At 56.2% G+C, this 25,181-nt stretch carries 24 protein-coding genes; 4 read left to right on the forward strand and 20 right to left on the reverse strand.

All coding sequences use genetic code 11. The features are described from left to right. Positions 1 to 197: 197 nt before the first annotated feature. The 10 genes from MYB54_RS09135 to MYB54_RS09180 all read right to left on the reverse strand — a co-directional run bounded on the left by MYB54_RS09135 (position 198) and on the right by MYB54_RS09180 (position 9,304). Positions 198 to 3,047, reverse strand: a complete 2,850-nt coding sequence (locus MYB54_RS09135) for a conjugative transfer ATPase (protein ID WP_226292782.1) — start codon at positions 3,045 to 3,047, stop codon at positions 198 to 200. Beyond that, positions 3,047 to 3,484: a TIGR03751 family conjugal transfer lipoprotein gene (locus MYB54_RS09140; protein ID WP_005966989.1), complete on the reverse strand. Its 438-nt coding sequence runs from the start codon at positions 3,482 to 3,484 to the stop codon at positions 3,047 to 3,049. The genes MYB54_RS09135 and MYB54_RS09140 overlap by 1 nt, the downstream gene beginning before the upstream one ends. Next, positions 3,465 to 4,871, reverse strand: coding sequence for a TIGR03752 family integrating conjugative element protein (locus tag MYB54_RS09145; RefSeq protein WP_005966986.1), 1,407 nt, complete (start codon positions 4,869 to 4,871; stop codon positions 3,465 to 3,467). Before MYB54_RS09145 ends, MYB54_RS09140 begins: the two co-directional genes overlap by 20 nt. Beyond that, entirely contained in the window at positions 4,861 to 5,763 is a 903-nt protein-coding gene (locus MYB54_RS09150; RefSeq protein ID WP_005966984.1) for a TIGR03749 family integrating conjugative element protein, read from the reverse strand. Before MYB54_RS09150 ends, MYB54_RS09145 begins: the two co-directional genes overlap by 11 nt. Then, positions 5,760 to 6,440: a PFL_4703 family integrating conjugative element protein gene (locus MYB54_RS09155; RefSeq protein ID WP_005966982.1), complete on the reverse strand. Its 681-nt coding sequence runs from the start codon at positions 6,438 to 6,440 to the stop codon at positions 5,760 to 5,762. Before MYB54_RS09155 ends, MYB54_RS09150 begins: the two co-directional genes overlap by 4 nt. Then, positions 6,437 to 6,835, reverse strand: a complete 399-nt coding sequence (locus MYB54_RS09160; protein WP_005966980.1) for a TIGR03750 family conjugal transfer protein — start codon at positions 6,833 to 6,835, stop codon at positions 6,437 to 6,439. Before MYB54_RS09160 ends, MYB54_RS09155 begins: the two co-directional genes overlap by 4 nt. A gap of 12 nt (positions 6,836 to 6,847) precedes the next feature. After that, positions 6,848 to 7,207, reverse strand: coding sequence for a TIGR03745 family integrating conjugative element membrane protein (locus MYB54_RS09165; protein WP_005966979.1), 360 nt, complete (start codon positions 7,205 to 7,207; stop codon positions 6,848 to 6,850). Between the two features lie 20 nt (positions 7,208 to 7,227). Beyond that, positions 7,228 to 7,461: a TIGR03758 family integrating conjugative element protein gene (locus MYB54_RS09170; protein WP_005966978.1), complete on the reverse strand. Its 234-nt coding sequence runs from the start codon at positions 7,459 to 7,461 to the stop codon at positions 7,228 to 7,230. Next, positions 7,458 to 7,835 (reverse strand): integrative conjugative element protein, RAQPRD family, encoded by a 378-nt coding sequence (locus MYB54_RS09175; protein ID WP_005966976.1) that lies wholly within the window; start codon positions 7,833 to 7,835, stop codon positions 7,458 to 7,460. Before MYB54_RS09175 ends, MYB54_RS09170 begins: the two co-directional genes overlap by 4 nt. Before the next feature lie 590 nt (positions 7,836 to 8,425). Continuing rightward, complete coding sequence (locus MYB54_RS09180) at positions 8,426 to 9,304, reverse strand: LysR family transcriptional regulator (protein WP_005966974.1); 879 nt, start codon at positions 9,302 to 9,304, stop codon at positions 8,426 to 8,428. 103 nt (positions 9,305 to 9,407) lie between these two features. On the opposite strand from MYB54_RS09180, the gene MYB54_RS09185 reads away from it, so the two are divergent. Both MYB54_RS09185 and MYB54_RS09190 read left to right on the forward strand, forming a co-directional pair. Next, positions 9,408 to 10,340, forward strand: a complete 933-nt coding sequence (locus MYB54_RS09185; RefSeq protein ID WP_005966972.1) for a DMT family transporter — start codon at positions 9,408 to 9,410, stop codon at positions 10,338 to 10,340. 1 nt (position 10,341) lies between these two features. After that, the gene (locus tag MYB54_RS09190) at positions 10,342 to 11,268 is read left to right on the forward strand and encodes an AEC family transporter (RefSeq protein ID WP_005966970.1); all 927 of its coding nucleotides are present in this window, start codon (positions 10,342 to 10,344) and stop codon (positions 11,266 to 11,268) included. A 126-nt stretch (positions 11,269 to 11,394) separates the two neighbouring features. Here MYB54_RS09190 and MYB54_RS09195 read toward each other — a convergent pair whose 3' ends face one another. Genes MYB54_RS09195 through pilL2 form a run of 7 tightly spaced genes read right to left on the reverse strand, consistent with a single transcriptional unit; the run spans position 11,395 to position 17,357 of the window. After that, a complete protein-coding gene (locus tag MYB54_RS09195) occupies positions 11,395 to 12,144 on the reverse strand; it encodes a TIGR03747 family integrating conjugative element membrane protein (RefSeq protein ID WP_005966968.1) in 750 nt (249 codons plus the stop codon). Then, positions 12,141 to 14,300, reverse strand: coding sequence for a type IV conjugative transfer system coupling protein TraD (traD, locus tag MYB54_RS09200; protein ID WP_005966966.1), 2,160 nt, complete (start codon positions 14,298 to 14,300; stop codon positions 12,141 to 12,143). The genes MYB54_RS09195 and traD overlap by 4 nt, the downstream gene beginning before the upstream one ends. Positions 14,301 to 14,304: 4 nt before the next feature. Then, the gene (locus MYB54_RS09205) at positions 14,305 to 14,841 is read right to left on the reverse strand and encodes an integrating conjugative element protein (protein WP_457770613.1); all 537 of its coding nucleotides are present in this window, start codon (positions 14,839 to 14,841) and stop codon (positions 14,305 to 14,307) included. After that, positions 14,841 to 15,431, reverse strand: a complete 591-nt coding sequence (locus MYB54_RS09210; protein ID WP_005966963.1) for a transglycosylase SLT domain-containing protein — start codon at positions 15,429 to 15,431, stop codon at positions 14,841 to 14,843. The genes MYB54_RS09205 and MYB54_RS09210 overlap by 1 nt, the downstream gene beginning before the upstream one ends. Continuing rightward, positions 15,413 to 16,129, reverse strand: a complete 717-nt coding sequence (locus tag MYB54_RS09215) for a TIGR03759 family integrating conjugative element protein (protein ID WP_005966962.1) — start codon at positions 16,127 to 16,129, stop codon at positions 15,413 to 15,415. The genes MYB54_RS09210 and MYB54_RS09215 overlap by 19 nt, the downstream gene beginning before the upstream one ends. Before the next feature lie 11 nt (positions 16,130 to 16,140). Then, positions 16,141 to 16,791, reverse strand: a complete 651-nt coding sequence (locus MYB54_RS09220) for a hypothetical protein (RefSeq protein ID WP_005966961.1) — start codon at positions 16,789 to 16,791, stop codon at positions 16,141 to 16,143. Next, positions 16,788 to 17,357, reverse strand: a complete 570-nt coding sequence (gene pilL2 / locus MYB54_RS09225; protein WP_005966960.1) for a PFGI-1 class ICE element type IV pilus protein PilL2 — start codon at positions 17,355 to 17,357, stop codon at positions 16,788 to 16,790. The genes MYB54_RS09220 and pilL2 overlap by 4 nt, the downstream gene beginning before the upstream one ends. Positions 17,358 to 17,554: 197 nt before the next feature. Here pilL2 and MYB54_RS09230 point away from each other — a divergent pair, with 197 nt between their 5' ends. Together MYB54_RS09230 and MYB54_RS09235 are read left to right on the forward strand one after the other, a co-directional pair. Then, the gene (locus tag MYB54_RS09230; protein WP_005966959.1) at positions 17,555 to 19,345 is read left to right on the forward strand and encodes an ATP-dependent nuclease; all 1,791 of its coding nucleotides are present in this window, start codon (positions 17,555 to 17,557) and stop codon (positions 19,343 to 19,345) included. Further along, the gene (locus tag MYB54_RS09235) at positions 19,332 to 21,152 is read left to right on the forward strand and encodes an ATP-dependent helicase (protein WP_005966958.1); all 1,821 of its coding nucleotides are present in this window, start codon (positions 19,332 to 19,334) and stop codon (positions 21,150 to 21,152) included. Before MYB54_RS09230 ends, MYB54_RS09235 begins: the two co-directional genes overlap by 14 nt. A gap of 83 nt (positions 21,153 to 21,235) precedes the next feature. Here MYB54_RS09235 and MYB54_RS09240 read toward each other — a convergent pair whose 3' ends face one another. The 3 genes from MYB54_RS09240 to MYB54_RS09250 all read right to left on the reverse strand — a co-directional run bounded on the left by MYB54_RS09240 (position 21,236) and on the right by MYB54_RS09250 (position 25,174). After that, complete coding sequence (locus tag MYB54_RS09240; RefSeq protein WP_005966956.1) at positions 21,236 to 23,515, reverse strand: helicase-related protein; 2,280 nt, start codon at positions 23,513 to 23,515, stop codon at positions 21,236 to 21,238. A 96-nt stretch (positions 23,516 to 23,611) separates the two neighbouring features. Further along, positions 23,612 to 23,857 (reverse strand): hypothetical protein, encoded by a 246-nt coding sequence (locus tag MYB54_RS09245; RefSeq protein ID WP_005966954.1) that lies wholly within the window; start codon positions 23,855 to 23,857, stop codon positions 23,612 to 23,614. Between the two features lie 207 nt (positions 23,858 to 24,064). Next, entirely contained in the window at positions 24,065 to 25,174 is a 1,110-nt protein-coding gene (locus MYB54_RS09250; protein WP_005966952.1) for a DUF6094 domain-containing protein, read from the reverse strand. Positions 25,175 to 25,181: the final 7 nt, after the last annotated feature.

The following is a 25,181-nucleotide window of genomic DNA, read 5'->3' on the forward strand; positions in this document are numbered from 1 at the left end:
GTTGCTGGCGACACCAGCAGACAATTCAGGGGGCGTTAAGTATTCGTGGTGTGGATAGCAGATGTTGTTTTCATTGAAGTTCCCGGCTGAATGTTGTGCATATTGATGCTTGAGTTGAACATGAACAGGTAGCTGAGTAGAGCAACAATCCGAAACCGTTGAAATCCTTTATCAGGCGATGCTGAGTGCTCCGCTGATCACCTCTGCACAAGGGGCGTGATACCACGCGCATGATCAATCATTTCGGCCACTTTGAACGCGGCATCCAGCTCGCCAATCCCGAACTGCTGCATTAGTTGGTAGCGTTCGGCTTTTTCCTCGGGCTCGGTCTGCGCCAGGGCGAGATAGAGGCTGGGCGGTACGGCACGGAAGAGCACTTCCAGGCTCTTGGAGAGGATGACGCCTTCGGTGAATTTTCCGGATTCTTTGCGTGCGGACAGCATCAACGCTTTCTGCGCGGGTGTCAGCTCCCTGAATCGTGCGATTTTCTCGACTTCGTCGGGCGGCATCGACAGGCAAATCCACCACTCGATCATGTTGAGCATCGGTTCTGCGGCCTTTGGCAGATCGTCGATGTTCTGCGTTGCGAGCCAGAACCATGCCCCAAGTTTGCGCCACATTTTCGTGACCTTCACGACGTAGGGCGAGAGCAAGGGGTTTTTGGTGATGATATGACCTTCGTCCGTCACGTTGAGGATAGGGCGGCCCAGGAACTGGTCGCGCTCGGCGATGTTGTTGACGGTATTGATCAGCGAGATATAGGCGATCGACAGTTGTGCGTTGTAGCCTTCGCGTGCATAGGTTGCCAGGTCGACCAGGGTGATGTCGGCCTCGGGCCAGGGGGTGCCGTCGCGGTCGAACATTTCACCATCGCTGCCCTGGCAGAACATATCCATTGCGTCGGCCATCTCCAGCAAACGGGCACGCCGGATTTCTGGCAACGTGGTGTCATGACCCCGTTCACGTAGCGCATCGCGCACATCGCGGGTCAGCACGGTACGGTTGGCAGCGACGCAGCGCTGAGCGGCGTCCAGAATGCATTGGCGGATCAACGAGCGATCGGCGCGGGTCATGCGGGCTTCTTCCTTGTCTTCACCCCCCGTGATCATCAGGCGTGCCGTGATCTCCAGTTCGCCCAGCACATCGCGTTGTTCGTCGGCCTCGGCTTCCTTGCGCTGTGGCTCGTCATCGAGTTCATCAGCATCGAGTGTTTGTACATCACTGGGGGTTTCGATGAGTCTGCGGGCATCGGCGAACGGTGCGAGACTGACGCCAGCACCTGGAGCGAGCTTGACACGGTTGACAGTCAGCCCCAAACGCCGGGCGAACTCGCAGAACAGCCCGAAGGAATTGCCAGCCTCCACAATGAAGATCCGTGGACGATAGATGGCGGTGACCTGATTGAGCAGGTTGTTGAGGGTGGCGCTCTTGCCCGATCCGGTAGGGCCGAACAGGAAAAGGTGCGCGTTCATCTGCCGATCCAGGCGGTTGAAGGGATCAAACGTGATCAAGCCGCCTCCACGATTGAAGACAGTGATCCCCGGGTGACCTGTACCCCTGCTACGTCCCCAGGTCGGTGAGAGGTTGGCCACATGCTGGGCGAACATCAGTTGTGTGTACCACTGTTTGCGGTCCTGCGCCGGGTTGTACATACACGGCAGCCAGCGCAGATAGGTGTTGAGCGGCGCGACCTCGTCCTCTTCGCGTACCGGCTGCAGGCCTGCGCCCAGCATCACGTTGGCCAGTTGCAGCCCCCGGCTGTCGAGTTCTTCTTCATGCCGGCCACGCAGGTAAAAGGCCAGGCTGGCACGGTATAGTTTGTGGGAACTGCCGATCAGTGAGCGCGCCTCTTGCACATCCGCCAGGGTTTGTTCGGAGGCCAGCGTTTCGCCAACGGCTTTCTTTGCCAGATGATTCAGGTGTGCTTCGAGTACGTCTTGTGGTGTGGCAACCAGAGTCAGGCACATCATCGTGTCTTCCGGCATCTGGTCGAACAAGGTGTTGATGGCGTCGCCTTTACGATTCTCGCCTGTCATATGACCCACACTGGGCGGTGTGCGCAGGCGGTCGGTCGTCATCACCCGATGCGGCATGCCGTCAAAGTACCACTCGCCCCGGGCCGTATCTGAACGTGGCTGGCCGAAGAACAGTCTCTGGCTGAAATCGCACCCAGAGGCCAGCTCGATTTCGTTGACGTCGTGGGTGTCCGGGTAGGCGGTCAACTGGTAGAAGCGTTCGCGGTCTTCGGCGCTGGGGCCCAGCAGCGTGGGGTGTGGGTTGAACCAGCGCAGCAGCCAGTTGTGGATGTGCGGTGCGTCCAGACGCTGTGCGCGGATACCTGCGTTGGCCAGACCACCGCTCAGGCGTTCACAAACCACATTCAAAGCCTGTTCGGGCATCAGACCACGTCGCGTCGTGCTGCCTGCGGTGCGGCGATAGACGACCATGCGTACCCGTCGAGTTTGCCCTCGCCAGGGCAGACGCGTGACCGTCGTATCCTCGAACAGGCCTCCCGGCTTTGCTACTGCGCGCAGGTGATGGGCCATCGAATGCAGATAGAATTCGGTAAAGTGTGAGCGCTGCGCACGTGGCTGGATGTAGCCCTTGAGGGTCTGCAGGTACTGATCAAAGTTGGTCTCGTCCTGAGCGTAGAGTTGCAGTACCCAGGGATTGTCGTCGAGCTCGTCGAAGCTGTCCTGCAGCGCGTTTTCCAGCGCATCCCGTGCCTGAGCCAGCCAGACCGGCTCACGGCCTTCTGTACCCAGTGGAGTCAGTTCAAAGAAGGCGGCGACTGAGACACCATCCTCCAGCAGCATACTTTGTGATTCGGGCAAATATTCGACCCAGGGCAGCAACGCGACAAACGACGGGGCAACCTCGTACAAGGCCTGCTCATCGGCCTGGGTGGCGGGGCGGTTCCCCCTTACGCTGGTACCGGGTTCGGGAATGCCTGCCTGCTGTAGTGTATCGATGTGGCGCTGCCAGCCGTCCGGCTGTTCGCCTTTGGTCGGCACAGTGGGTTTGCGCCAGGGAAGCGACCAGACCATCAGTAATCCTCCGTACGTTCGCCCGGCATCGCGTATTGCACACGCTGGTAGAGGGGGAAGATGGTGGTGTAACCCGGTACAGGAACCGGGTCCGTCCCCGCCAGATGCGGGAACACATACATCAGCAGGTCGGGGTTGGGCAGTCGCTGAAACTGGCTGCGTACTTCATTGGCGGCGGTACGCGTGTAGTGTGCCTGTTCTGCAGGAGCAGCTTGCCCATCCGCATGGCTGAGTGGACGGCGCAAGCTCTGACGGGCATCGAGCAGTTGGCGATAGACCATCTGTCCCACTCGCCCCGTATTGCCGCTCTCTTGCTGCCAGATGTCCTGCATGGTTCGCCCCCCATGGGGTAACAAGTCTTCCTTGCTCGTGGCGCAGCCGGTCAATACGGTCACGGATAGCATGATTGTCAGCGGTTTAGTCCAGTTCGAGCGCATGGCTTTCTCCTGTACGATGGTCGACCTTGCGGCCTTCGGTGTCGTAGTCAATGGCGAGCGGTTTTTCGAGGTGAACGGCGACGTGTGCGCCTGGCTTCACATAGACTGCTGCGAAGGCCTGTCCATAGAGCTTGTTGACCCAGTCCGACATGTCGCGTACGCCGCCGGCGAGAATGCGGCCCACAGCCTCGTTGCTGCTGATGCCCACGGTGCCGATGGAGCCGTCGGCACTGGCGTAGGACATCTGACCGCTGTCCGAATCGATGAGGGATGCCGCGCCTGCGCCTGCTGCGGTGATCAAAGCCTGTGTACCGAGATACTGCTGGGCATTGCTGCGGCGCTCGCCGGACACGCACGGGATACCGTAGGGGTCACTGATCCACCCGAGACCGTTCTGGTCATTGCTTTGCTGATTACTGCGTTCGCTGTCTTCCGGAATTGTGCGGATGGTGCCGTCGTGGAAAACGAAGGTGATTGAGCGTACCTGTCCCCTGACGCATGAGAGCGTCCAGTCGCCGGACGCGGTGCCACTGAACACAGCGCCAGCCACATCGGGGATATCGATGCCGTTGGCCGTCAGATTGTCGGGGCCGACCAAGACTTTGAAGGGGTAGGGGTCATTGACGGTGCCATCGATCGGTACGCGGCCAATCAAGGCTGTCATCGCGACTGAACCCATCAGTGTTGAATTGGTGGGTACGGTGTAGACGGCCCTGGCGGGGTTGGCTCCGGTCGCGTTTGTACGGGTACTGGTGACGCTTTCGACCGTGGTGTCCAGCGTCTTCTGGGCGGGCCCGAAACGTGTCGGAAAGTTCAGCGCAGTGTTGCCATGACGGCCATCAGTTTGTCTGGCATCGTCAGGCTCTACCCAGCGGATCGTGGTCTCGTCGCTGAATCCTTCAACATCCCCGTCTCGCAGGCCAAGGCCGACTGGCAGGTCGCCGTGACCGGCGTTGCCGATACTGTCCAGCCGCCGTTGCAAATCTGCCAGCAGGCCCTCAGTTTGTTGGCGCTCGTTGTTGAGTTGCTCCTGGTCGCGGCGAAGGCTGGCCCGCTCGGATTCCAGTGTGGTACTGATACGCTGGTCAATGGCACTTTCACGTTGACGCAGACGCTGGTTTTCTTCTCGTTGTGCCCGGTTGTCGGTGGTGGCGGTTTGTAGCTCAGTGCGCAGTTGCCGAACCTGGGCCACCAGCGTCGCGACAGTATCGCGTGGGGTGTCACCTTCGATGCCCAATGCCTTCATTTCCTCCGGGGTGAGCTGGCTGCCCGTTTCTGCCGTGGCAGGGGACTGTGTGCCGCCACCAGAGAACAGGCGGATGCCAACGAACAGTACCAGCAGTGCGACGGGGATCATCAGCCATTTCAACAGACCGTTACTGCGCATGGTGTACCTCCGTTGTCGGGGGCGTGGTGGTAGGCAAGTGCATGGCAGGATCAAAGCGCTGGATGGTAGGCAGTAGCGACTGCGGCAGTCCATGCTTGCGGGTAACCAGATACAGTACCGTGGTGTCTTCGGGAGAGCCGCGTGGGCCGAGCGCCGTATGCTGGAAAGTGGCGGTGAGGAAATCACCTTGTAGTGCGCGTGGATCGAGTTCAATCCAGCCATTGCCTGTATGTGTCAGTCGCACGGCAGTGACCCACTGATCTTCCAATCGCCATGAGGCCAGCGCTTTTGCCTCTACAGGCAGTGTCGGCAGCAGCGTATCCAGTGGCAGGTCGCGGTGCAGGCTGATGCGCATTATGCCGGGCACAGGCTCTAGGGTGCGTAATGGCGCGTACAGGCTTTGTGCGGCGTAACGTGTGAGTACCACGGCCACAGGTGTTTCACGTTGCGCCGGCCTGGCATGGTCTGTCGTGGGGGCGCGGGTTGCGTTGTCTGGCGGCTGACCATAGTGGGGTGGGGTGGCATTACCCTCAACGATGCGTATCGGCTCAAGTGCTGGCTCGCCGTCTTTGGCTGGTGTGGCCGCAATGTCGAGCAGGAGCAGCGCACCGCTGTCGGCGTCCTGCAACTGCAATCGGGTGGGTTCGATAGGCTCGCTGGCACGCAGGTAGATGGCTCCACCCGCGCTCTGTACACGCAGACGGTCGCCGATGCTGGCCGGGACGCCGACACGGACATTGCGATCTACGAACACAATGCGTTCCTGCCCAACATAAAGTGGCACGGCAAGTGGCAGCCGCTCCCAGCGCAGGATTTCCACGGCATGGAGCGCAGGAGTCTGTACCAAGGCCATCAGCCCCAGCCAGATGAGACAGAGACGACGATGTTTCATGGGGTTTCTCCTTGTGTGCCCAGGCCGCCACGACTGGGGGCTTCCTGTGCCGGGGCTGCGATGCGCTGCGGTGCACCGTCATAGCAGTCGAGCATGAGACCGAACGGGTTACGGGCTGGATCGATATCTGCACGTGTGACTTTCACTGGATAGCGCACCAGAGCGCGTTTGACCTGCTCCGGGCCGTGGTACTCGTCGGCGCTGAGGTCGAGTGTGACGACCCAATCGCGGTCAGAGACCACGCGTACCCGTGCTGTAGGGTTATCGCCATAGCCGCGACCGGGAATTTCGTAGACGCCGCGTACACGTTGCCGCAGTTCGCCCGTGCTGCGGCGATAGTCGTAATCTGCCTGCAGAAAGGCGCGACATGCCGGGGTGAAATACGGTGATAGTGCATGGAGGTTGCGCGTGTAGTCCTCTTCTCCGTTAGTCGGCCAGCGGTTGAGTTGCTGGAACACATAGAAGGTGAAGGCATAGACCGATTCGGGGGGCACTTCCCACCAGGCCCGGGAACTCCCCGAACGCAGATCAGGGGGGACATGGATCGTCAGATCGCGCGGTGCGTTCCACCAACCGGCACCCATGACCAGTGCCACCAGCAGTAATGCGCTGGCACCTATGCGAAGGGTCTTGATGTGCGCTTGTAGATGCGTGACTTCGTTCTTGAATCGGCTCATCGCGTTGTCCTTCTATTCGACCAGGAGCCTGAACGCGTGATCAGCAGGTGTCCGCCAACCCAGCCTGTGAGCAGCGGGTAGCGAGTCGTTATGTGCCATTGCAACTGACGGTACAGCCAGGTATCAGGCCGGCCGCGTTTCTGTCGTCGCAGGAAGCCGCCACCGATGAACACGCCGCAGGCGATGCCCAGCACAATGCAGGTCGGTGCCAGAGCGATGGTTGAAAGTAACCAGGACAGCGGCACGCCGATAATCAGCCCGGTGCAACCGGACAGGCCGCAGCAGATCCACAACTCATCAGCCGTCAGGCCGCGTACCACCACCGGATGTCGATTAAGCCGATGTGGCAGGAACGTGATGGTGCCGTCCGTACGGACATGTTGAGGCTCTGACATGCCCAGTACCTCTTACAAAATGCCGGTGGCTTCGGTGAGCAGCCAGATGCCGATCACTAGCAGCACTGCCCCAACGGCGACTGTCAGGCCGAATTGGCCCCAGGTTTTCTTGCCGTTGTGGATTTCGGCGTAGGTGCCGTAGGCGTGATAGCACACGCCGATGAACATGCTTGCGACCACCAGCAACGCCACCAGCAGAACGATGTCGTAGCCGTAATTGCGAATGGTTTCCATAATGCCGCCACCTGTGCCCCGAGACGGGTTTTCCAGTTGCGGCAACCCCTGGGCGAAAGACAGCGCAGGTAAGGTAGCAAGATCCATGGCCAGTACTGCATGTTGTGCGAGACGAGCGGGAGAGAGGAGGTGTTTCATATGGGGTTGCCCCTTTCTGGTTACGAGAGCAGGAAAAACGTCAGCACTAGGTACATCGCGAGAAAGCGTACGATGACACCAAGGAACTGACGCTGGTTGAGCTGGTTTTCTGCCCAGCCGACGTAGGCGGTTCGGATGGCCCACGCGCCCCAAAGCAGCAGTACTGCGAATACGACGCCGATGAAAACGGCGGACATTGCCGCAGGTGTAATACCGCTATTGGCTTGGAAGGCGTTGATTTGTGCGGCAGTCATGGCTGGTCCTTCAGGAAGGTGCCACCGTGTTTTGCTGTCGATTCCTGGCGGTAGTTACCATTCAGCTCGGTAGGGTCGCGCGGCTGGGCGCGGGATGGTGTGAGATGAGCCTGGATACCGATGCGTATGCGAGCAAGGTCATCGCGTAGCCTTGGGTAGTCGAAGTGATAGCGTTCGCTTGGCTCTGCGGGTGTTCTGGATGCGCTCTGCACGACGAGGCGTTCCAGTGCGTCGAGTTGCCTTAGCGCAGTAGCCAGTTCCTGACGTTGTGCTGGTGTGTCGGCCTGAGTTGTCAGCGGGATACTCACTAGTAGGGCAGCGAGTAGCAACGGTGCGCCGCAGCGCAAAGAGCAGGGATGGATTGACAGTGCCATCGCGCTATATCCTCGTTAGATCAACAATGGAGTGATCGTGACGATGTAGGGGGGGCAGGTCTGCAAACAATGAGAACTGAATAGTGTCCATATTGGTGGAAAAAGCAGTAACACTCCAGATCACACAAGTTTTCACCTGCAGGTAGATATTTCTTCCATCTCATGTAGACATTTCTGTCTGTAACATGCACGTATCTTTTGGCATGATCATAACTGGAGGGAATGCCATGTCAGAGACGATGGCTGAGCTATTCTAAAGCACATGATCGACAAGAACATCGCTGTGCGGGTAACCCGTCGTCTGTACCGTGTCGGTCATCACTAGCGATTTAATAGGGGATGGGCAAGTCAGGAAGCAACCAGCAGGAGGCTCACGTATGATGATCCGACCTTCTGTGTGGGACTGCAATTGTGGATCGCATGGCTGGCCCTACAGATTTCTGCCATGCTCACTAGTGGGCGCTAAGTAATGCGGTGGTAGTGTTATCTTTATAAACATAAATGTAGTGTAGCGTCTCAATCGAGTAGCTCCTGCACCAGCATTAATTGCCTTAGTAAATAGGAGGTAGAAGTGCTGGTTTTCTTTTTTATTATCTCAAAATAGATTTTGCTACTTTCAAAAAGGCATTTGCTGCTGGGCTGGCCTGATTTTTGTTGGGAACAGCCAAGCCAATAAACCTTCTTGCTTTGGGGGTTAGCGGCCGTTTTACTACTCCAGGGCATAAGGCCATAATCTGAGCTGGAACGGCAAGGTCTGCAACGATTGAAACACCCGCGCCACTTTCCACCATTTTTACAATAGTGATTATTTGGGAGTATTTGTGCTTGATCATTGGGTGAAAGTTTCCTGCGGAGAAAATTTCCTCGACATATCTCCCACTACCGGCAAGGGTCATGATAAATGGTATTTTGCACAGGTCTGATAAGTGAATGGCCTGGCGCTTAGCCAGCGTATGATCAGTAGGCACCAACGCCACAAACTGATCCTCCACCAGTGAAATAGTATCAAAGTGGTCACTGGGCAGAACAACAAAACCTATGTCCACATGCCGTTCGGTTATCCATTGATTAACTTCGCTATCTGTTCCTTCTTCTACCAGAACGTCAATTCCTGGGTAAATTTCATTGAATTTTTGGAGAATTTTAGGAAGTAACTGCAATGATGATGATATGCCAAGTGAGCCGATTCTTAGTATGCCCTGATTGACTCCTCGAATAGCGGATATCTCTTGGTGCATGGCTTCTGAAATACTAAGAATCTCCCGTGCTCTGACTAGAATACCTTGGCCTACGGTGGTGACTTCGATAGTTGCCTGTCCTCGTGTAAGCAATGTCAGACCCCATTCTTTCTCCAAATTTTTGACAGCATGGGAAACCGCCGACTGACTTATACCCAGTTCCCCTGCGGCTGCCGTGAAACTGCCAAGTTTCGCCACAAGGGCAAATATTTCCAGTTGAGTGAAGGTCATTAATAATCCTATTTTGTCATGAGTTATTGCTCATTTTACTATTATATTAAATGAGTAATAGCATTTGAGACCAGTGACAAAACAATAAACTACGGATTCTCCCATGACTACTTCAACAGCCACTACTTCGCCGACTGCAGAGCGGCCCTCCTTAAGTCCCATGTTGGGGGCCAAGTTGACCTTGGTTGCATTTTTCTGGGGGGGGACCTTCATAGCGGGTCGGGTGCTGGCCCTGTCTATGCCTCTTATGACTGCGGCTTTCTGTCGTTTCCTTGTTGCCGCTGTGCTGCTGCTTCTGCTGTCATTAAAGTTAGAAGGTGGATTACCCCGCCTGAATCGTTCCCAAATGCTTACGACAGCGATGCTGGGGTTGACAGGAATATTTCTATACAGCGTTTTTTTCTTTGGTGCCTTGGCACAGATTCCCGCTGGGCGAACCGCATTGTTTGTTAGCCTAAATCCAATTGTGACTGCTATTGCTGCCAGTTTTATATTCAGAGAGCGTCTTGGTGCGAAGAGATGGCTTGGTATCGGTATAGCTTTGGCTGGGGCAATGATAGTGATTACGCGGGGCGACTTTCTAGGCGCTTTACACGACATCAGTCGGTCATTTGGGATCGGGGAAATGCTCATGTCGTGTGCCGTACTAAGCTGGGCTGCCTATACATTAATTTCACGAAAGGCGATGGAGTCTCTTTCGCCCGTTGCCGCAACAACCTATGCCACCTTGTGGGGGTTATTTTTCCTTCTTATGGCCTCAGTAAAAGAAATGAGCTCGATTCAATGGCTTTCCCTAGGTTGGTCTGTTTGGGCCTCTATTTTTTACCTCGGTGCAGTGGGAACGGTGGTCGCGTTTATTTGGTATTACCAGGGAATCAAGGCGGTAGGCCCATCAAGGGCTGCGGTATTCACCAATCTCGTTCCTGCCTTCGGCGTGTTGTTATCGGCTGGATTGCTTCAGGAGCCAATTCTCATTTCCATGCTGATCGGCGGCGCATTGTCCGCAGTGGGCGTTTCCTTGACGAATCGGAAATGAAATGATTGCCTCCATGTTGCTGGCTTTGGTACCGATTGCCCTACTGATTACGCTTGGGGCAGGAGTTCGGCGGTATGAATTCATCGCGGAAACGTTTTGGCCGCAGGCAGAGCGACTGGGTTACTACATCTTATTACCCTCACTCTTTCTTCATGGATTGGCGACGGCGGACCTGTCTGGATTGCCTGTGCTGACAATGGTGAGCTCCCTGGTGCTGTCGACCGTGGCTGTGGCAAGTCTTATAGTGATTTTTCGCCGGTGGCTGCCAGTGACTGACCCCGCTTTCACTTCCGTGTTCCAAGGAGGAGTGCGATTCAATAACTATGTGGGCGTATCGGTCGCAGCAGGGCTGTTCGGAGCCCAGGGGATCGCGCTGGCAGCGGTCGCCAATGCGGCGATTGTGCCAACGGTCAATATTCTGTGTGTGCTCGTTTTTGCGCGCTACTGCAATCGTGGTTTCTTTTCTGTGAAAAGCATAATACAGCAACTCATGAGCAATCCCCTAGTGGCAGCGTGCCTCATTGGTATCATCCTGCAGGTAACAGGCTGGGGGCTGCCGGGTGGCATTGAACCTGCTCTTAAAGCATTGGGGCAGGCTTCCCTGCCTCTGGGCTTGCTATGCGTCGGGGCAGCCTTGGACTTCTCCTCGGTTCGAAAATGGGTGTGTCCAGTGTTGCTTTCATCCCTGGCAAAGTTTGTTCTCATGCCATTGGCAACTCTGGGTGCTTGCTATGCCTTGGACCTGCAAGGACCGGCCGCTGTGGCTGCCTTGCTCTTTCAGACGCTACCCACTGCCTCTTCGTCATACATCATGGCGCGCCAACTTGGAGGGGATGCCCCACTTATGGCCGGAATAATTGCCAGCCAAACCCTTTTGGCTGGCTTGGCTCTGCCGTTTGCTGTGTCGTGTTTGTCCGGTTGGACGTAGGGGCTTGTCTATTGAGGGGCAGGACCTATTACACGTTCGCAACGAGGGTTGATCGAGCAGTCTTAATTTAAGACGAATAAGGTATTTTTCGTTGCGATAGCACCTGCACTGGTTCTTTTGCCGTCCTCACAAATATTTCTTGAAACTACTCGCTGTCAGCGCCACAGCAACGCCCAGCAATGCAGCGCCGGGCAGCAGAATCATCAGCGGATGAACCGATACCGGCAGTGCCAGATAGGTTACCCAGGGCAGCACAGCCAGCGGCAGTAACGCGGCCTTTGCCCTGTGGTAAACAAAGCCTGATTCCCGGCCCGCGCCAAACCTGCGCACATCACGCCGTACCAGGCCATCAACCAGGCCCACAAACACAGCCATGACAATGAGCGGCAATGTCAGTACCAGCACCAGCAAGCGCACCATGAACGTCAGCGTGGTGAAGGCTGCGGCGATCAAATAGTTTTCCGACCATACATAGACTTGGCTCACAAAGTAGCGGAAGTCGCGTCTGGGTATCTGGCTGGGAACACGCGCACGCTCGGCGGTCTGCTTCATGCGCTCAAGCAGTCCGGTTTTGACGAACATCCATTCATATCCGGTATCGACAATCTGGTGTGCCGTGCGGCCCGGCTCCTGCACGATGACGCTGCGGATAAAGTTATTCGACAGGTGTCCCAATTCGTACTGCAGCATCGCCTGCGAGTGTTGCCAGCCCTGGTCTTTCCAGAAAAGATGCATTCCAGCGCATTCCACGATGATTGAAATCAGCAATGAGCCAATCAGCACACCCACTAACCTGAATGGCAAGGTGATGAAACTGGCCAGCAGGCTTTTCCGGCGTGTCTGCTGATGTTGTGCCGTGGCCGCTGGATCGCTCATGGCGCTTTACTCTCGTCGATAATATGGTCGGCATCCTCATCAAGCAGTTCAGGCGGTAGCGCTTGCTCCTGTAGCGTAGGCGAGCCTTGGTTCTGCCACCATTGACCGGTATCGGTGTAGCTTTGACGCATGTAACCTGCCAATTGCTGAAGATCCGTCGGCATGATTTCATCTGGATCGGGGGCGGGCAGGGGCATGCGGACTTTCCACAGGTTGCCGCCTTGAAGCAGAGCAAAGCATTGCCCTTTCGGAAGTTGAACCACATGGGACGGCTCAATCATCGGCACGCTCGACATGCTGATGCGATCCTGTGTGTTGCTGGTGAAGTCGGTTTTGGCGTGGATGTCGGAGCTGTCTGTCGCGCCGCTGACCACGGTCGTCGTGTAGACCTCCACCTTGGGCAACTGTTTTGTGAGCAGTTCGGCGGTGGCTGTCTCGCGCACGCGCAGCATGAACAGGTTGTTGAAATTGCCGACGACTTGACCGGCTTTGGCGCGATTGCCGATGCGGGCTTCAATATCGCTCAGTGTCTGAGTGTAAGCGGTGACCTGGATGCCGGCACCGCCGCCTTTGTTGATCATCGGGATGAATTCGTCGCCCATCAGTTCATTGAATTCATCGGCATGAACATTGATTGGTACTTTGGTGTCAGCCGATGCACCGGGCAGGCCATCGTCGATGCCGAATTTATAGATGTGTCCGGCCATCGAGACCATATCGCTGAACATCGAGTTGCCCACCGCAGCGGCGACTTCGGCATCGGAGAGCGCATCGAGTCCGACGTAGACGACCGCGCGTTTCCTGATGATCTGCATCCAGTCGAAAATCGGCCTGGGATCGCTCAGATCCGAGTAGTTCGGTGCCAGCAACTGGGCGATTTTGCCGCTGGTGAGTTTTTCAAGCAGAGGCAGCAGGCTGGCGACGATCTTGTCAAAGTACGTTTTGTCGTAGCGAACCGCTGATCTCAGTCCGTCCAGTACGGGATCGTAGTTGCGGGCCTGACTGAGGTATTGTTCAAGGGCGACCACGCGCTTTTCGCGACCGATCATGTTCCTGGGAATGTTCTTCTCGTTGAGCTTGGCTTCAATCTGGACGATGACCTCCCAGGCTTTCGGTTCTGTGCGGGCGAAGTAGTGTTGGGCGTACTCGATGAACAACGCGTCGATATTGATGACATGGCGCTGGATCAGCAGGTAGTCCGGTCGTTGCCCCAGCTCGATCAATGCGCGTGCAATCACATTGACGAATCTCCAGGCAAATTCTCTGAATGCAGCAGAGTTACCCTCTCCGGAAAGCTGCCCTGCGATGCGGGTCGCGACTTCGCTGATGCGACCAAAACGTCCCACCGCGTTGTAACGAGCGCTGATCTCCGGCCACCCCAGATGAAACACGTAGAACGCATTCTCTCTGCCTGCACGTCTGGCCTCGACGAACATTCTCTTGAGTAGATCCGCGTCGCCTTTAGGGTCGAAAACAATGACCACTTCGTGCTCGCCCAGGTGATTCTTTCGACGAATATCCTGGGTGATGAATAATTCAGCCAGCCGCGTTTTGCCTACGCGCGTGGTGCCCAGTACCAGGGAGTGGCCGACACGCTCACCTAGGGGCAGGCTGACGTCCACCTCGTCAGGCTCAATGCCATGCAGACGCGGTAAGCCGCCAACGGGCGGTAATGGCCGTACCGGATTGAGCGGCATATTCCAGGTCGTAAGACGGGGTAGTTGCGATAATAGGAATGGTGCGAACTCCAGCCGCTCCTCCAGACGTCGGGCCAACTGGTAGGCGGATGTCGGCTCGACATAACGCCTGAACTCAGGTCGGTAGGTTTGCATCAACCGGTGAGTGTGTTTCTGCTCCCAACGGAATCCTTTGCCAATGAACAAGCGTTGTTGGCTGACTGGCATGTCGCGGCTGGTCATCACGTAACGTGGCAGGCGACGGATATTGCGTCGGTAGCGCAGGATCACCTGTGCATCGCGCCAGCGCAGTGTGCCAAAAATCCCGAAGGCCAGTGCGCTGCCGATGCCTATGTCCGGACTCAACGCGAGAGACCATGGTGCCGTCAGGCACAGCAATGCGGCTCCGGCACAAACCGCAACGGTATAGAGTTCTACGGGTGGACGCAGCAGTACCTCGACTGGCTGAGACTGTGCCATTGTGTTATTGCTCAATTCCCGTGCTGGTGATGAGCACGGGGTAATGCCGCAGGCCAAGTCGCTCAGTCAGGTCATCGGCCGCCACTGGCGCGAACTGCAAATTTGGTGCGATAGCACGCAGGCGTGCCAGGCCGTCTTTGGTCTCGACGTTGACCACCAGGCCGATGGCACCTCGTTCGTGAAGTAATACGCTTTGGCGCTGCAGCCATGCATAGGATGCCTCATCGTCGCCGACCAGAAAGAACGGTTGCAGGCCCGGTGCATCGATGACCCTGCGTGTTACGGTGCCAGGGGAGAGCTTCGGGCTGCGTACTGGCAGCATGTCTGCTTCGGTTGCTGGATTTACCTGCATCGGTGGCATGGCAATGGGAGGGCGTGGGGTATCGGGTGAGCGTACCTGAAGGTTGAGCGCCTCGTAGTACGGCAGCGCAGATGCCCCGCCGTGGTCTTCCACCACGATCGGCGGCTGTGCTGCGTGAATCAACGGCGATACGGTGGCCAGTGTCAGGAACAGGCTGTATGACGTCTTAATATGGATCATCATGGGGTGGTTTCCTTGCTGAGAATGGTGGGGACAGTTTGCTGCGGCCCCAATACGCGTTGAAGGTGTTGCGACACACTGCGCCGGTAGCGTGCCGCAGGCGCACCGCCAGCAGGCCGGTGGTAGCGACCCATTGCCAGCAGCCAGTCCTCGCCGGGAATATGCTGCTCCTTGAGGATCTGTGCCGCGATCGTCAGGTTGTTGTACGGATCGAGTAAGTCGCAGGGCTGGCGGTAGCGGTGCTTTTGCCAACCGAGATTGATCTGCCCCAGGCCTACGTCAATGCGGGTAAGTGGTATGTCTTGCAGAGCCTGGTGTATTCCTGCACAGGCCTGCGCCTGGCTGGTGTATCGGCGAGACTGGCCTGCCACATTCAGCGACCACGGCCACGGCACGATACGTTCTGCACGGCGCACACCACTTTCCTGCAGCGCCACCGCATAAAGGACGACAGAGGGAATACCCGCGCGTTGAGCCGCCAACTGGTAGGCCGGTGGGGGGATCTCCTGGGCTTGAGCCAGACTGGCCATCAGTATGCTTACCAGCAGTGTCCAACTTCGTTGCATGGATGTCAGGGCTGACGCTGCCATTGACCATTTACCTGTCTGATACTGGCGGGCAGGTCTCCGGACAGCCCAAGAGACAACCAGCGACCTGCGTCGTGGTTCAGTGTGATGGTGCTATTGCGTACCAGCTCTGGGTCAATCTGTGCGTGTCTGGCCCAATTCCGGATGCGCACGTCGTCCTGATGTGAACCGACCATATACAGGTCGAAGGGCGTGCTGGAGGCCTGTAAGCGCTGCACAAGTTGGGTGCATGGCTGGCAATTCTCCTTGACGAACACCGCCGTGCGTCCGTTTCCAGTTACTGTGTTTCTGTTGAGTCCGGCATCAGGCAAATTTACCCGCAACAGGTCGGGATTCTGTCTTTGCCAGGCTTCGTCGTACGCTCGCTGATAGGCCAGAAGTTTTTCAACACGACGTGCTTCTGCCTGTACTTGTAGTTCGGCATAGCGTTGTCGCTCGTCGTCACTGCGGGCCTCAATACCCAGTGCGGATAGTGGGTCGAGGTTGGGTGAGTAAGTGCCAAGGGGCCCTTCCATGAGTTCGCGATAGCGTAACCATTCGTCAGCGTTCAAGCCCCAGTCCTGCGCCAGGCGTTCGTCCCGGAGCTGTTCGACCTGGGTCGGTACGATACGGGATTGCATCGTGGTGGAGGGCTGTGCCATCGCGGACATTGTCAGAGTGGTCAGTGTGGTAGTGAGGAGGATCGTCATCAGACGTTTCATTGTCTTCTCCATCAGGGGATCGTCAGGCGTCGTGTCTGCCCGGCACGGCTGAAAATTGCGGTGTCGCCATCGATGGTTTCCAGTCGCCACTGGCTCACGGCTTCACCAGGTAATACAAGCTGGATTTGCTCAGGTGCGGGTTCTCCACTGGCCGGCGCAATCGATACCATGCGTTGTCCAGCGCGCAGCTCCAGACCCAGGATGCGAAACGGGAATGGCATTTTCTTGGGCGTGGTAACAGCAGGATTGGTGGTGCGGCTGGTGGTTGGGGCGCTTTGAATGGCTGCTTTCTGTTGAGACTTGAGTTGCGCCAGCTCATCACGAAGCGTTTGCACGACTTGTGTGGAGGCGTAGTTTTCCTGCGTTTGCTCCATCTGAGCGATACGCGTTTCCAGACTGTGTTGCATGCTTCGTAAGGCTGTTGCACTGGCTGGGTCCGGGCGTGCTTCAAGGGCCTGTATGCTGTCGGCCAGCTCTGTCAGCAGACCTTCCAGTACCTGAATCTGTTGCAGGCTGGCATCCGCCTGTTCGCGTTTGACCAGATCGGCTGTTGCGCGATAGTTCAGGACGGCAAGAGCAGTCAGTACACCCAGCCACACCCAGACCAGGAGTCGGATGATCATGGTTGAGGTGTGCCTCAACGTGATGGCAGTGTTGTTCATGGTTGCCCTCCAGCAGGAGGGAGGGGCTTAACCGCCCCGGCGACTCGGGTGTCGTCATTTGCTGTGTCAGTGCCAGCGTCGATATCGGAGCGTTTGAAGCACACTTGTCGCGTACGGTTATCGACATACAGCGCCCAGAACGGCCCGGCCAAGGTAAGCAATGCCTCCTGCAAGGTCATCGGGCCGAGGTGCAGATGCGCAACGGGCAGTGGCAGTGAATAGAGTTCAATAACAGACTGGGCTGTTTCGCAGAGCTGGTAGCCACTTCGCTTGAGCGCATGCCGCAGGCCGTCACCCACGGTAGCGCGGGAATGCTCGGGTATTGATACGTCAATCACCTGCAACAACAGATTACGCTGCGCCGCATCGGGAGCCAGTTCAACCAGGGTATAGCGTCCGTAACGTACAACGGGAATGAAGTCCGGCGTAGCGTCGGGAACCGAGGTGACCGCTTTGATGGGCGGAGAGGGGAGCTGGGCAGTGGTTGTTGTGCATCCGCTGCTCAAGGCTGCAATGATCAGCAGGTGACTGACAAACAGCCGCCGGATTGAATGTGTTGGTGACATGGTTCAGCTCTCTATAGCGATGAGCTGTTACCTTCGTCTGAGGCGTGGGGTTGATCAGCAAAGAATGCGCAATGAGCATGAGCCGTTTTGATCTCAACCGTATCTACTTCGCAGATTTGGTAGCGCCAGGCAGTATCTTACAGTTTGAGTGCTACTATTATTTTTTGGAAGATAAATAAAAAGATAGGGAGGTAGCAATGCGGATTTCTCGAGTCCGGTTAATTAATTTCGCCAACTTCTCCAACGTTGATGTTGAAACGGGTGAAAGCATTGTTATTGTCGGTGAGAACAAAGTAGGTAAGAGCAATTTTATTCGCGGCTTGCAGTTGATTCTTGACCCTGGGTTGTCCGAGCGCGATCGGCAACTGGGCTTTGAACATTTTTGGGATGGATTAGGCGAAGAAAAATTGGGGGAGACGATTGAAATTTCAGTGGATCTTACTGATTTTACTGACGATCCCCGATTGATGGCTCATCTGAATGATTGTGTTGTTAATCCAGGACCACCCATGGTGGCTCGTCTTACCTATCGCTTTCAGCCAAAAACCGAGTTAAATCGTGCCCCTGAATCGCTAAAAGACTATGAGTATGTGATCTTCGGTGGTACTGATCCCGATATGCATATTGGCGGAGCGCTTCGCCGTATGTTACCCATAGATGTTCAGGGCGCGTTGCGTGATGCTGAGAAGGATCTTTCAAGCTGGCGCAATTCACCATTGAGACCACTTATTGAGGAGCTCACCGCGTCGCTAGATGATGATGCTCGTGAGGAAATTCAGACTCAGATCGACGAGGCTCAACGGGAGCTGGCTGGTCATGATGACGTAGTGGCGACAGCTGAACGAATTAGCGAACGGTTGGTAGCTATCGCGGGTGATCAACATGCCGTTCCAGTATCGCTGGGGCTTGCTCCGGCTCGCGTTGATGCTCTGCTACGCAGCTTACGCTTGTTGCTCGACAATGGTATCCGTGGCATTGGTGATGCCAGCCTTGGGACGGCCAATCTGATTTTCCTTGCCCTGAAAAGCCTCGAGCTTGATCGTCTTGTTGATGACGGAGAACGAGACCATACGTTTTTCGTCGTCGAGGAGCCAGAAGCACACCTACATCCGCATGTGCAGCGCCTTGTCTATCGTTACTTCTTGGGCACTGATGGAGATAATCGTGATGAAAGTACTCCGCTGACAACGATTCTGACCACCCATTCCCCACATATCGCCAGCGTTACGCCAATCAGATCCATCGTTCTGCTGCGTCATGACCCGGAGGAAGAGGAGACAATTGCTCTTTCAACGGTAAATGCACCATTCACGCAGCGGGATGAGGATGATCTACAGCGCTATATTGATGTCACTCGTGGCGAAATATTTTTTTCGCGAGGTGTTGTCCTTGTTGAGGGCGATGCTGAGCGTTTCCTTGTCCCAGCTTTCGCTGATGCACTGGGTATCCCGCTCGACATGCTTGGGATCACTGTGTGTTCGGTCGGTGGAACTAATTTCACCCCGTATGTGAAACTCCTAGGGCCACAAGGGCTTGATATTCCTCATGTGATTCTGACAGACCGTGATCCAGTGAACGGCAGGCATCCACGTGTTCGCAGACGGTTCATCAGTCTCCTTGAATTGGTTGAATATGAGCACTACCGCGACTACGAAAATATGGATGCTGAAGATGTGATCGGACTTGCCAACGATTACGGGTATTTCGTTAATGAGAATACCCTTGAAACTGAACTGTTCGAAAGCGGACTGGCTGAGGAGATGATAGATGTAATCCGACAGGAACTTCCACAACTGAAGCAAGAGACTCTAAATACATTGCAGCAATGGCTGGACGATGGTGAAGTCGATCAAGGTCGGTTGTTGAAGCTAATTGAGCGAATTGGCAAAGGGCGGTTCGCTCATGCGCTGGCCTCCTCGGTGTCGGAGGATGTTTGCCCGGATTACATTCGTGAAGCACTGGAGCATATCCGCGATGCCGTCGCGTAGTGTAAGTGCAGCCTACCTAGCCCAGGCTTCCGAGTTGGCTGGAAATCCTGGTCAGTTAGCCGCGTATAACTCCCTGGGGCATTGCGTTGTGCTTGCCGGGCCTGGAAGTGGCAAGACCAAGACACTTGTACTGAAACTGGCCCGTATCTTGGCCGAGGATGTTCAGGCACCGCGTGGTGCTGCATGCATCACATATAGCCAGGAATGCGCGCGTGAGTTGACACGTCGTCTTGAAGCGCTGGGGCTCAGAGAGGCACCGAATCTCTTTGTCGGAACCGTTCATGGGTTCTGTTTGCGTCATCTGTTGATGCCTTATGGGCGATTGGCCGATCTGCCGATCTCATTTCCGCTGTCGGTGGCTTCTCAGCGTGTGAGTGATCGGTTACTGCGACAATCTGGTGATCAGCTCTTTGGCTCAGGTCATCCCCATAAGGCCATTGATCTCGGGCGGCATCGCCGTTCAGTGCTGGACCGCAACAGCACTGCTTGGCGTTCAGAGGAGGAACTCGCTGCCTGGACCGAGGCTTACGAATCGGCATTACGGCAGGATGGGCTAATCGACTACGACGACATGGTGGTATTCGGCCAGCGTCTGATCGTCGAGCATGATTGGGTTTTGCCCTTAGTTCAGGCGAAATTTCCGGTCCTCGCGGTGGATGAATATCAGGATTTGGGGGTGGCGCTCCATCGTATGGTCAAGCGTCTGGTTTTTGAGGGGGGCGTGCGCTTGTTCGCTGTGGGTGATTCAGACCAGTCGATATACGGTTTTACTGGGGCCAATGGTGCGTTGCTCATGGAGCTGGCAGGCAGTGAAGGCGTTGAAACAGTTAGGCTCCAATTAAACTATCGTTCAGGTGCGGGTATCGTCAGTGCTTCTGAGATGGCGCTGGGTGAGGCTCGTGGTTATCGCGCGAATGATCCAAACCGTCAGACGACTATTGAGTTTGTGTTGTGTCCTGAGGGGATGGCGGATCAAGCGACTCATGCCATTGCACAGATCATCCCTGCTGCTTTGGCTGCTAAACCAGGACGGACGCTTGGTGATATTGCCATTCTGTACAGAGACTATCGTGCCGGAGATATTGTGGCTGATGCGGTGACCGCTGGTGGTTTTGATTATATCCGTGTGGATAACGCAGCACCTTATCGCAAGGTTGCCTTGACCAGCTGGGTGGAAGATTGCGCCGCATGGTGCGCCGGTGGCTGGCGTGTTGGTCGTCCGCAATTGCGTGGGCTAATAGACCGCTACCTCGCGTTTCATCGGACGAGATTGGATGATGCGCAAGCTCGACGTGAGGGGCAGAGGCTAACCGCGCTGCTTTGGGCTCTACGCGCCGACCAACAGCCTGCGCGTGATTTTGTCACGTCGCTGCGCAATGGTATCGTTGATTCGTTGCTGGGCACTGAGCTGGTGCTTGCAGATCAGGCTGAGCAATTGAATCGCATGTCTGCAGCGCTTGCCGAAGGTGGTGCGTTGGCGGCGTTGGATATTGTGAGTTTGGGTGGGCGTGATGGCTCACCTGATCACCTTAATCTGCTGACGCTCCACTCTGCCAAAGGCTGCGAATACGACGTGGTCATTATGGTCGGCTTGGATCTGGGCAATCTGCCGTGGCGTGGTGAGACGCCAGAAAAGCTGCGTGAGAGCCGTCGCCTTTTCTATGTGGGGCTAACTCGAGCACGGGATGAGGTTCATATGCTGTATTCTGGTTTTGTTGATGGTCGCTACGGCTCGATGCGTCAGGGGCGTTCCCCATTTCTGGATGAGCTGGAGGGGCGGATGCGTGAGGCTGGTTTACGGCAGTAGGTATTGAACAGATGTCGAATATGGTTTACTACCAGTTAAAAAAACGCCAACATCCAAAGAGGATGCTGGCGTTATCGTGTGAACTACGCCGCGACAAGCTGTCGGGCCAGAGCGACTTCAATAGAGTCACCATCTTGATTAAGCACATCCAGTCCTGATTCAGGCACGTCTCCCGACGTGCTCTGAGAGACCAGAATTTTCTTCGCCATCAGAGCCAGGCAGGTCATCTGCGACGTGGCCGTATACCCCAGGTAGATCACCTTCACAGGCTGCTTTTGTCCGATACGCCAGGAACGACGTGCGGCCTGCTGCAGCGTGTACACGTTGTACCCAGATTGCATGAACACAATCGTTGGGAATTCCAGAAGATCCAGCCCCGTCTTGACCAGCTCGGGATTGGTGATGAGGACATCAATTCCTCTGTCGAGTTGTTCGGCAATCCAGTCTTCGCGTCGGCTGGCATCTACGCTCGCACGCAGTACCGCCACCTTGAAGCCCTCTTGCTCCAGCAACATCTTCAGCCTGCTGGTGGTGTCTCGCGTACCGGTGTAAACGGAATAGATCAGAGTCTTGCGACCTTTTGCTTTCTCCTGTTTGCAGATATTGATCAGTTCCCGCTCCTTGGGCATCACCTGCAGCTCATTGAACTGGGCCGGGGTGAAAGCCAGTACTTCTCGCGTACGTGGATGGCGCACGGTTTCAGTACGAAAGCAGCAGTCAGACCAGGCCAGCAGCACATTGAGCACCACGCCCAGCAAGGTAGTGTCCCGCTTTCGCAGGGCTTCCTTGAGCTGAGTCGTCAGGCTGGCAGCGAGCTTGCTGTAGGTATCACTTTGCTCAGCGTCCATCTCGACTTCCCTGAACTCTTCGTCATACGGGGGCAGTACGCCACCAATATCCCGGAGCTTGAGGAAAATCGTGAAGGGCAGAACGCAGCGAAGCACACCTTTGGGGCCGAACCCCGGCGCTTTGACTGTCCTGACGGTAACCTTCGAGCCTTTGGCGGTCTTGTGGGACGGACCATCGCTCTCGGAATAGATATCCTTGAGGACGCCGTGCTCCCGCATGAATGCCATGGCTGCAGCGTTCATACTGCCGCTGGCACTTGGTCGGTAGCCGTCTTCGATCATACGTCCGGGCAGCGCCCGGAACAGCAGATAGAACAAATCGGAAGCGTAGCCTCCCATCAGCGTGCCGGTGAGCAGCAGCGTTTTGCGGGTTTTGGCCGCAATAACACCCATGGCCTGACCTTGCGCGGAACCGCCTGTCTTGTACTCGTGGGCTTCGTCGGCGATGAGCAAATCGAACGTGCTTTGCGGCAGATACCGCTTCACAAATTCGCTGGGTTGATAACCGCCTTCACCGAAGCCGAACTCCATACTCGACATGGCGCGTTCCATGCGCTGAGCCTGCCTGTCTGAAAAGACCAATTCCCCTCGGTTGTCCATCAGGTTGATGAACTGGTGGAAGTTATCCCCCAGCATCGATGCCAGGAATGAATCGCCGAAGGTCTTCATCAGTTTGGCCGCAGTGGCTTCACCTATGGTTGGAATACGTTTCAGCGCCCGCAGTACCGCTGCGGATTGATCGCTGCCTGACAAACTACGTGGTCGCATCAGTGTCCAGAGGGCACTCTCGCAAAAACTACACTTGCGACGTACTTCCTCCGCGTCGAGTTCCAGTGCGTTGACCGGTTCGCCATCAAGATTGCGAACCATGGTGCCGCAGTGTGGACAAAGCCCAACTGTGCCGTGACGGGTGCGCTTGCGAACGAACGCGGGCTTCCAGTGGAATCCCATGCGCATGCGCACACGGCCAATGATGAAAAATTCCTGTCCATCGGCTGGCACATTCAGTTGCTCGCGCAGCTTGATCAGTTTGAGCAGCGTGTCCGGGCCGTTGAGCACCCAGACTTTGGCCCCTGTGACGGTTTCGAGAATTTCCCTGCGCCATTTGTAGACCAGGTGTGGCGGGCTGAGGACGAGAGTGCGGCGATAGCCCTCCGCATTGAGCACCGCCGCCAGCGCGATGCCGACGGTGGTTTTTCCCGTCCCCATATCACCATTGACGATAGCCGCACGCTCGCCCTGATTGACGAGCAACTCGGCCGCTGCATGCACGACCTCAGCCTGGGCGGGGAACAACTGTCGCTTGAGATTGGCCAGAATACGTTGTCGGTTTACACGTGGCACGCCGTTGTAGACCGGTGGATTAGCCCGATTGAGAGAATCGAGCAATTCATCCCCGAACTCGCTGACAAAATCCTGCATGCTGATGGAGAGTTCGTCGTTCGCAGGGTCGAACAGATCGTCTGTTGCAGATGAGTGAGTGACGGCAGATGCCGCTTCGATTTGCATGGTCATGGAGATGCTCCAAAAAATGGGGCATGCACCACCCCAGGGGCGATGTATGCCCCTGGGGGAAGAAAAGTGGACGCCGTAGCGCCGCCTTTTGGAAGGTCAGTATTCGCTGGGTAACAACAGCGTAGTAACGCTGCGATCCCACTCAGTAATGATCCAGATTTTCAGATTAGGGTTGACCTGATACGAGGAAAATAAACGGTCTTCGCCTGACGCGAGCGCGTGGTCATTCTGCCGTCGGTCATTCTCCTCCAGTTCTCCCCAGTCGCCGCAGAGATGGCGGTTCAGATAAGCGGCTGGATTGAGATGCCCTTGTTCGACCAGATTGGTGATGCCGGAGGTCATGATGATTGCCCCTGGTGAAAAGCGCAGTTTGGTCACAGTGCTGAGAAAAGTGCCTCGATTGCCATGAGATAGCTCCTTGAATAAACAAGGGGTCATGGCATGCCCAGTGGGGTGTCATGACCCCGGTGGGTGAGTGAAATGGACTGGCGTTGAACTCGGGTTCAGTGGCCAGCGGTGTGTGGGTGATGCTGCTTCCCCCTGCGGGGATTAATGGATGGTAAGGATCTGTCCCAGCGTGGCTGAGTCAGGAGACAGGTCCCATGCTCTGATGACGGGCACGAACTTATCGGTGAGGATGCGCGTTTCGGCGATGGAGCCGTCATCGCGTTCGCAATACTCGGTGCTCGTCGCTTTTTGCTTGTAGGTATCCCCCTTGACTGCAAGCGTGCGACCGCTTGGGGACTGCACGACACCGGAGATAGCACCCGCCGCCAGGGCTAATGCCAGGTGCCATTCAGATAACGCACGCGCAGGCGCACGCAGCGACTGCTGCGCGGCACCGAGGTGAGTCTCGAGCGCTGGCCACAAACCTCGCAGGCGTTGTACCTCTTCGGCGAACTGCATCGGCTCCATGCTGATGCGATAAAAATGTTCGGGTTCAGCCTGGGCGCTTGGAACGACATACGGCAACGATGTCCACTTGGACGGCAATTCTGCTGCTTCCTGTTCTCCCTGCCCGATTTGCAACAATCGGGCGCGGGTGGACTTCACGTCTTCACTCGCCAGATCGCGCTGGCGAGCGCGACGACCAAATAGCACCACTTGTTTGAACTGTGTATCTACCGCACGGAAGACACGCAGGTCGGCGAAGTGGCGCGTGAGCCAGCCCACCATTTCCTGGTCGAGTACATAGGACGGAATGATGAAAACGAGAATGCCGTGGTACTGCAGCAGGGGCAGCGTCCGCTGGTAGAACAACTTTTCCAGTCGGGGCAGGCCTTTACCGTCGTAGCCGATATTGCCGTTGGCATCTCTGGATAAGTCGCCGTACGGTGGGTTGAGCCAAAGCAAGCCGAATGCCTGACGCGAAATGATGGTGTCCATCAAATCGGCATGGATACAGTGTTCGACCAACAACCGTGCATGACTGGCGCGCACCTGATCGTATTCGATAGCGTACGACCGGGTGTGAGCAAGCCCGAGGGCATGGGCGGCTTCGGCAATCGCAACGCCTTCGCCGGCACAAGGATCAATAATGCACATGGGCTCATCGCTGGGTGCCAGTGCGGCGAGTGTCCGTTCAAGCGTGGACTCATCGGTAGGGTAATAGCCATTTTTGGCAAAATTTCTGGCGAGCCGGGGAAACATGAGTGCCATAGGAATC

Origin of the sequence: Pectobacterium nicotianae (assembly GCF_023272715.1) — a bacterium.
GTDB lineage: Bacteria > Pseudomonadota > Gammaproteobacteria > Enterobacterales > Enterobacteriaceae > Pectobacterium > Pectobacterium brasiliense.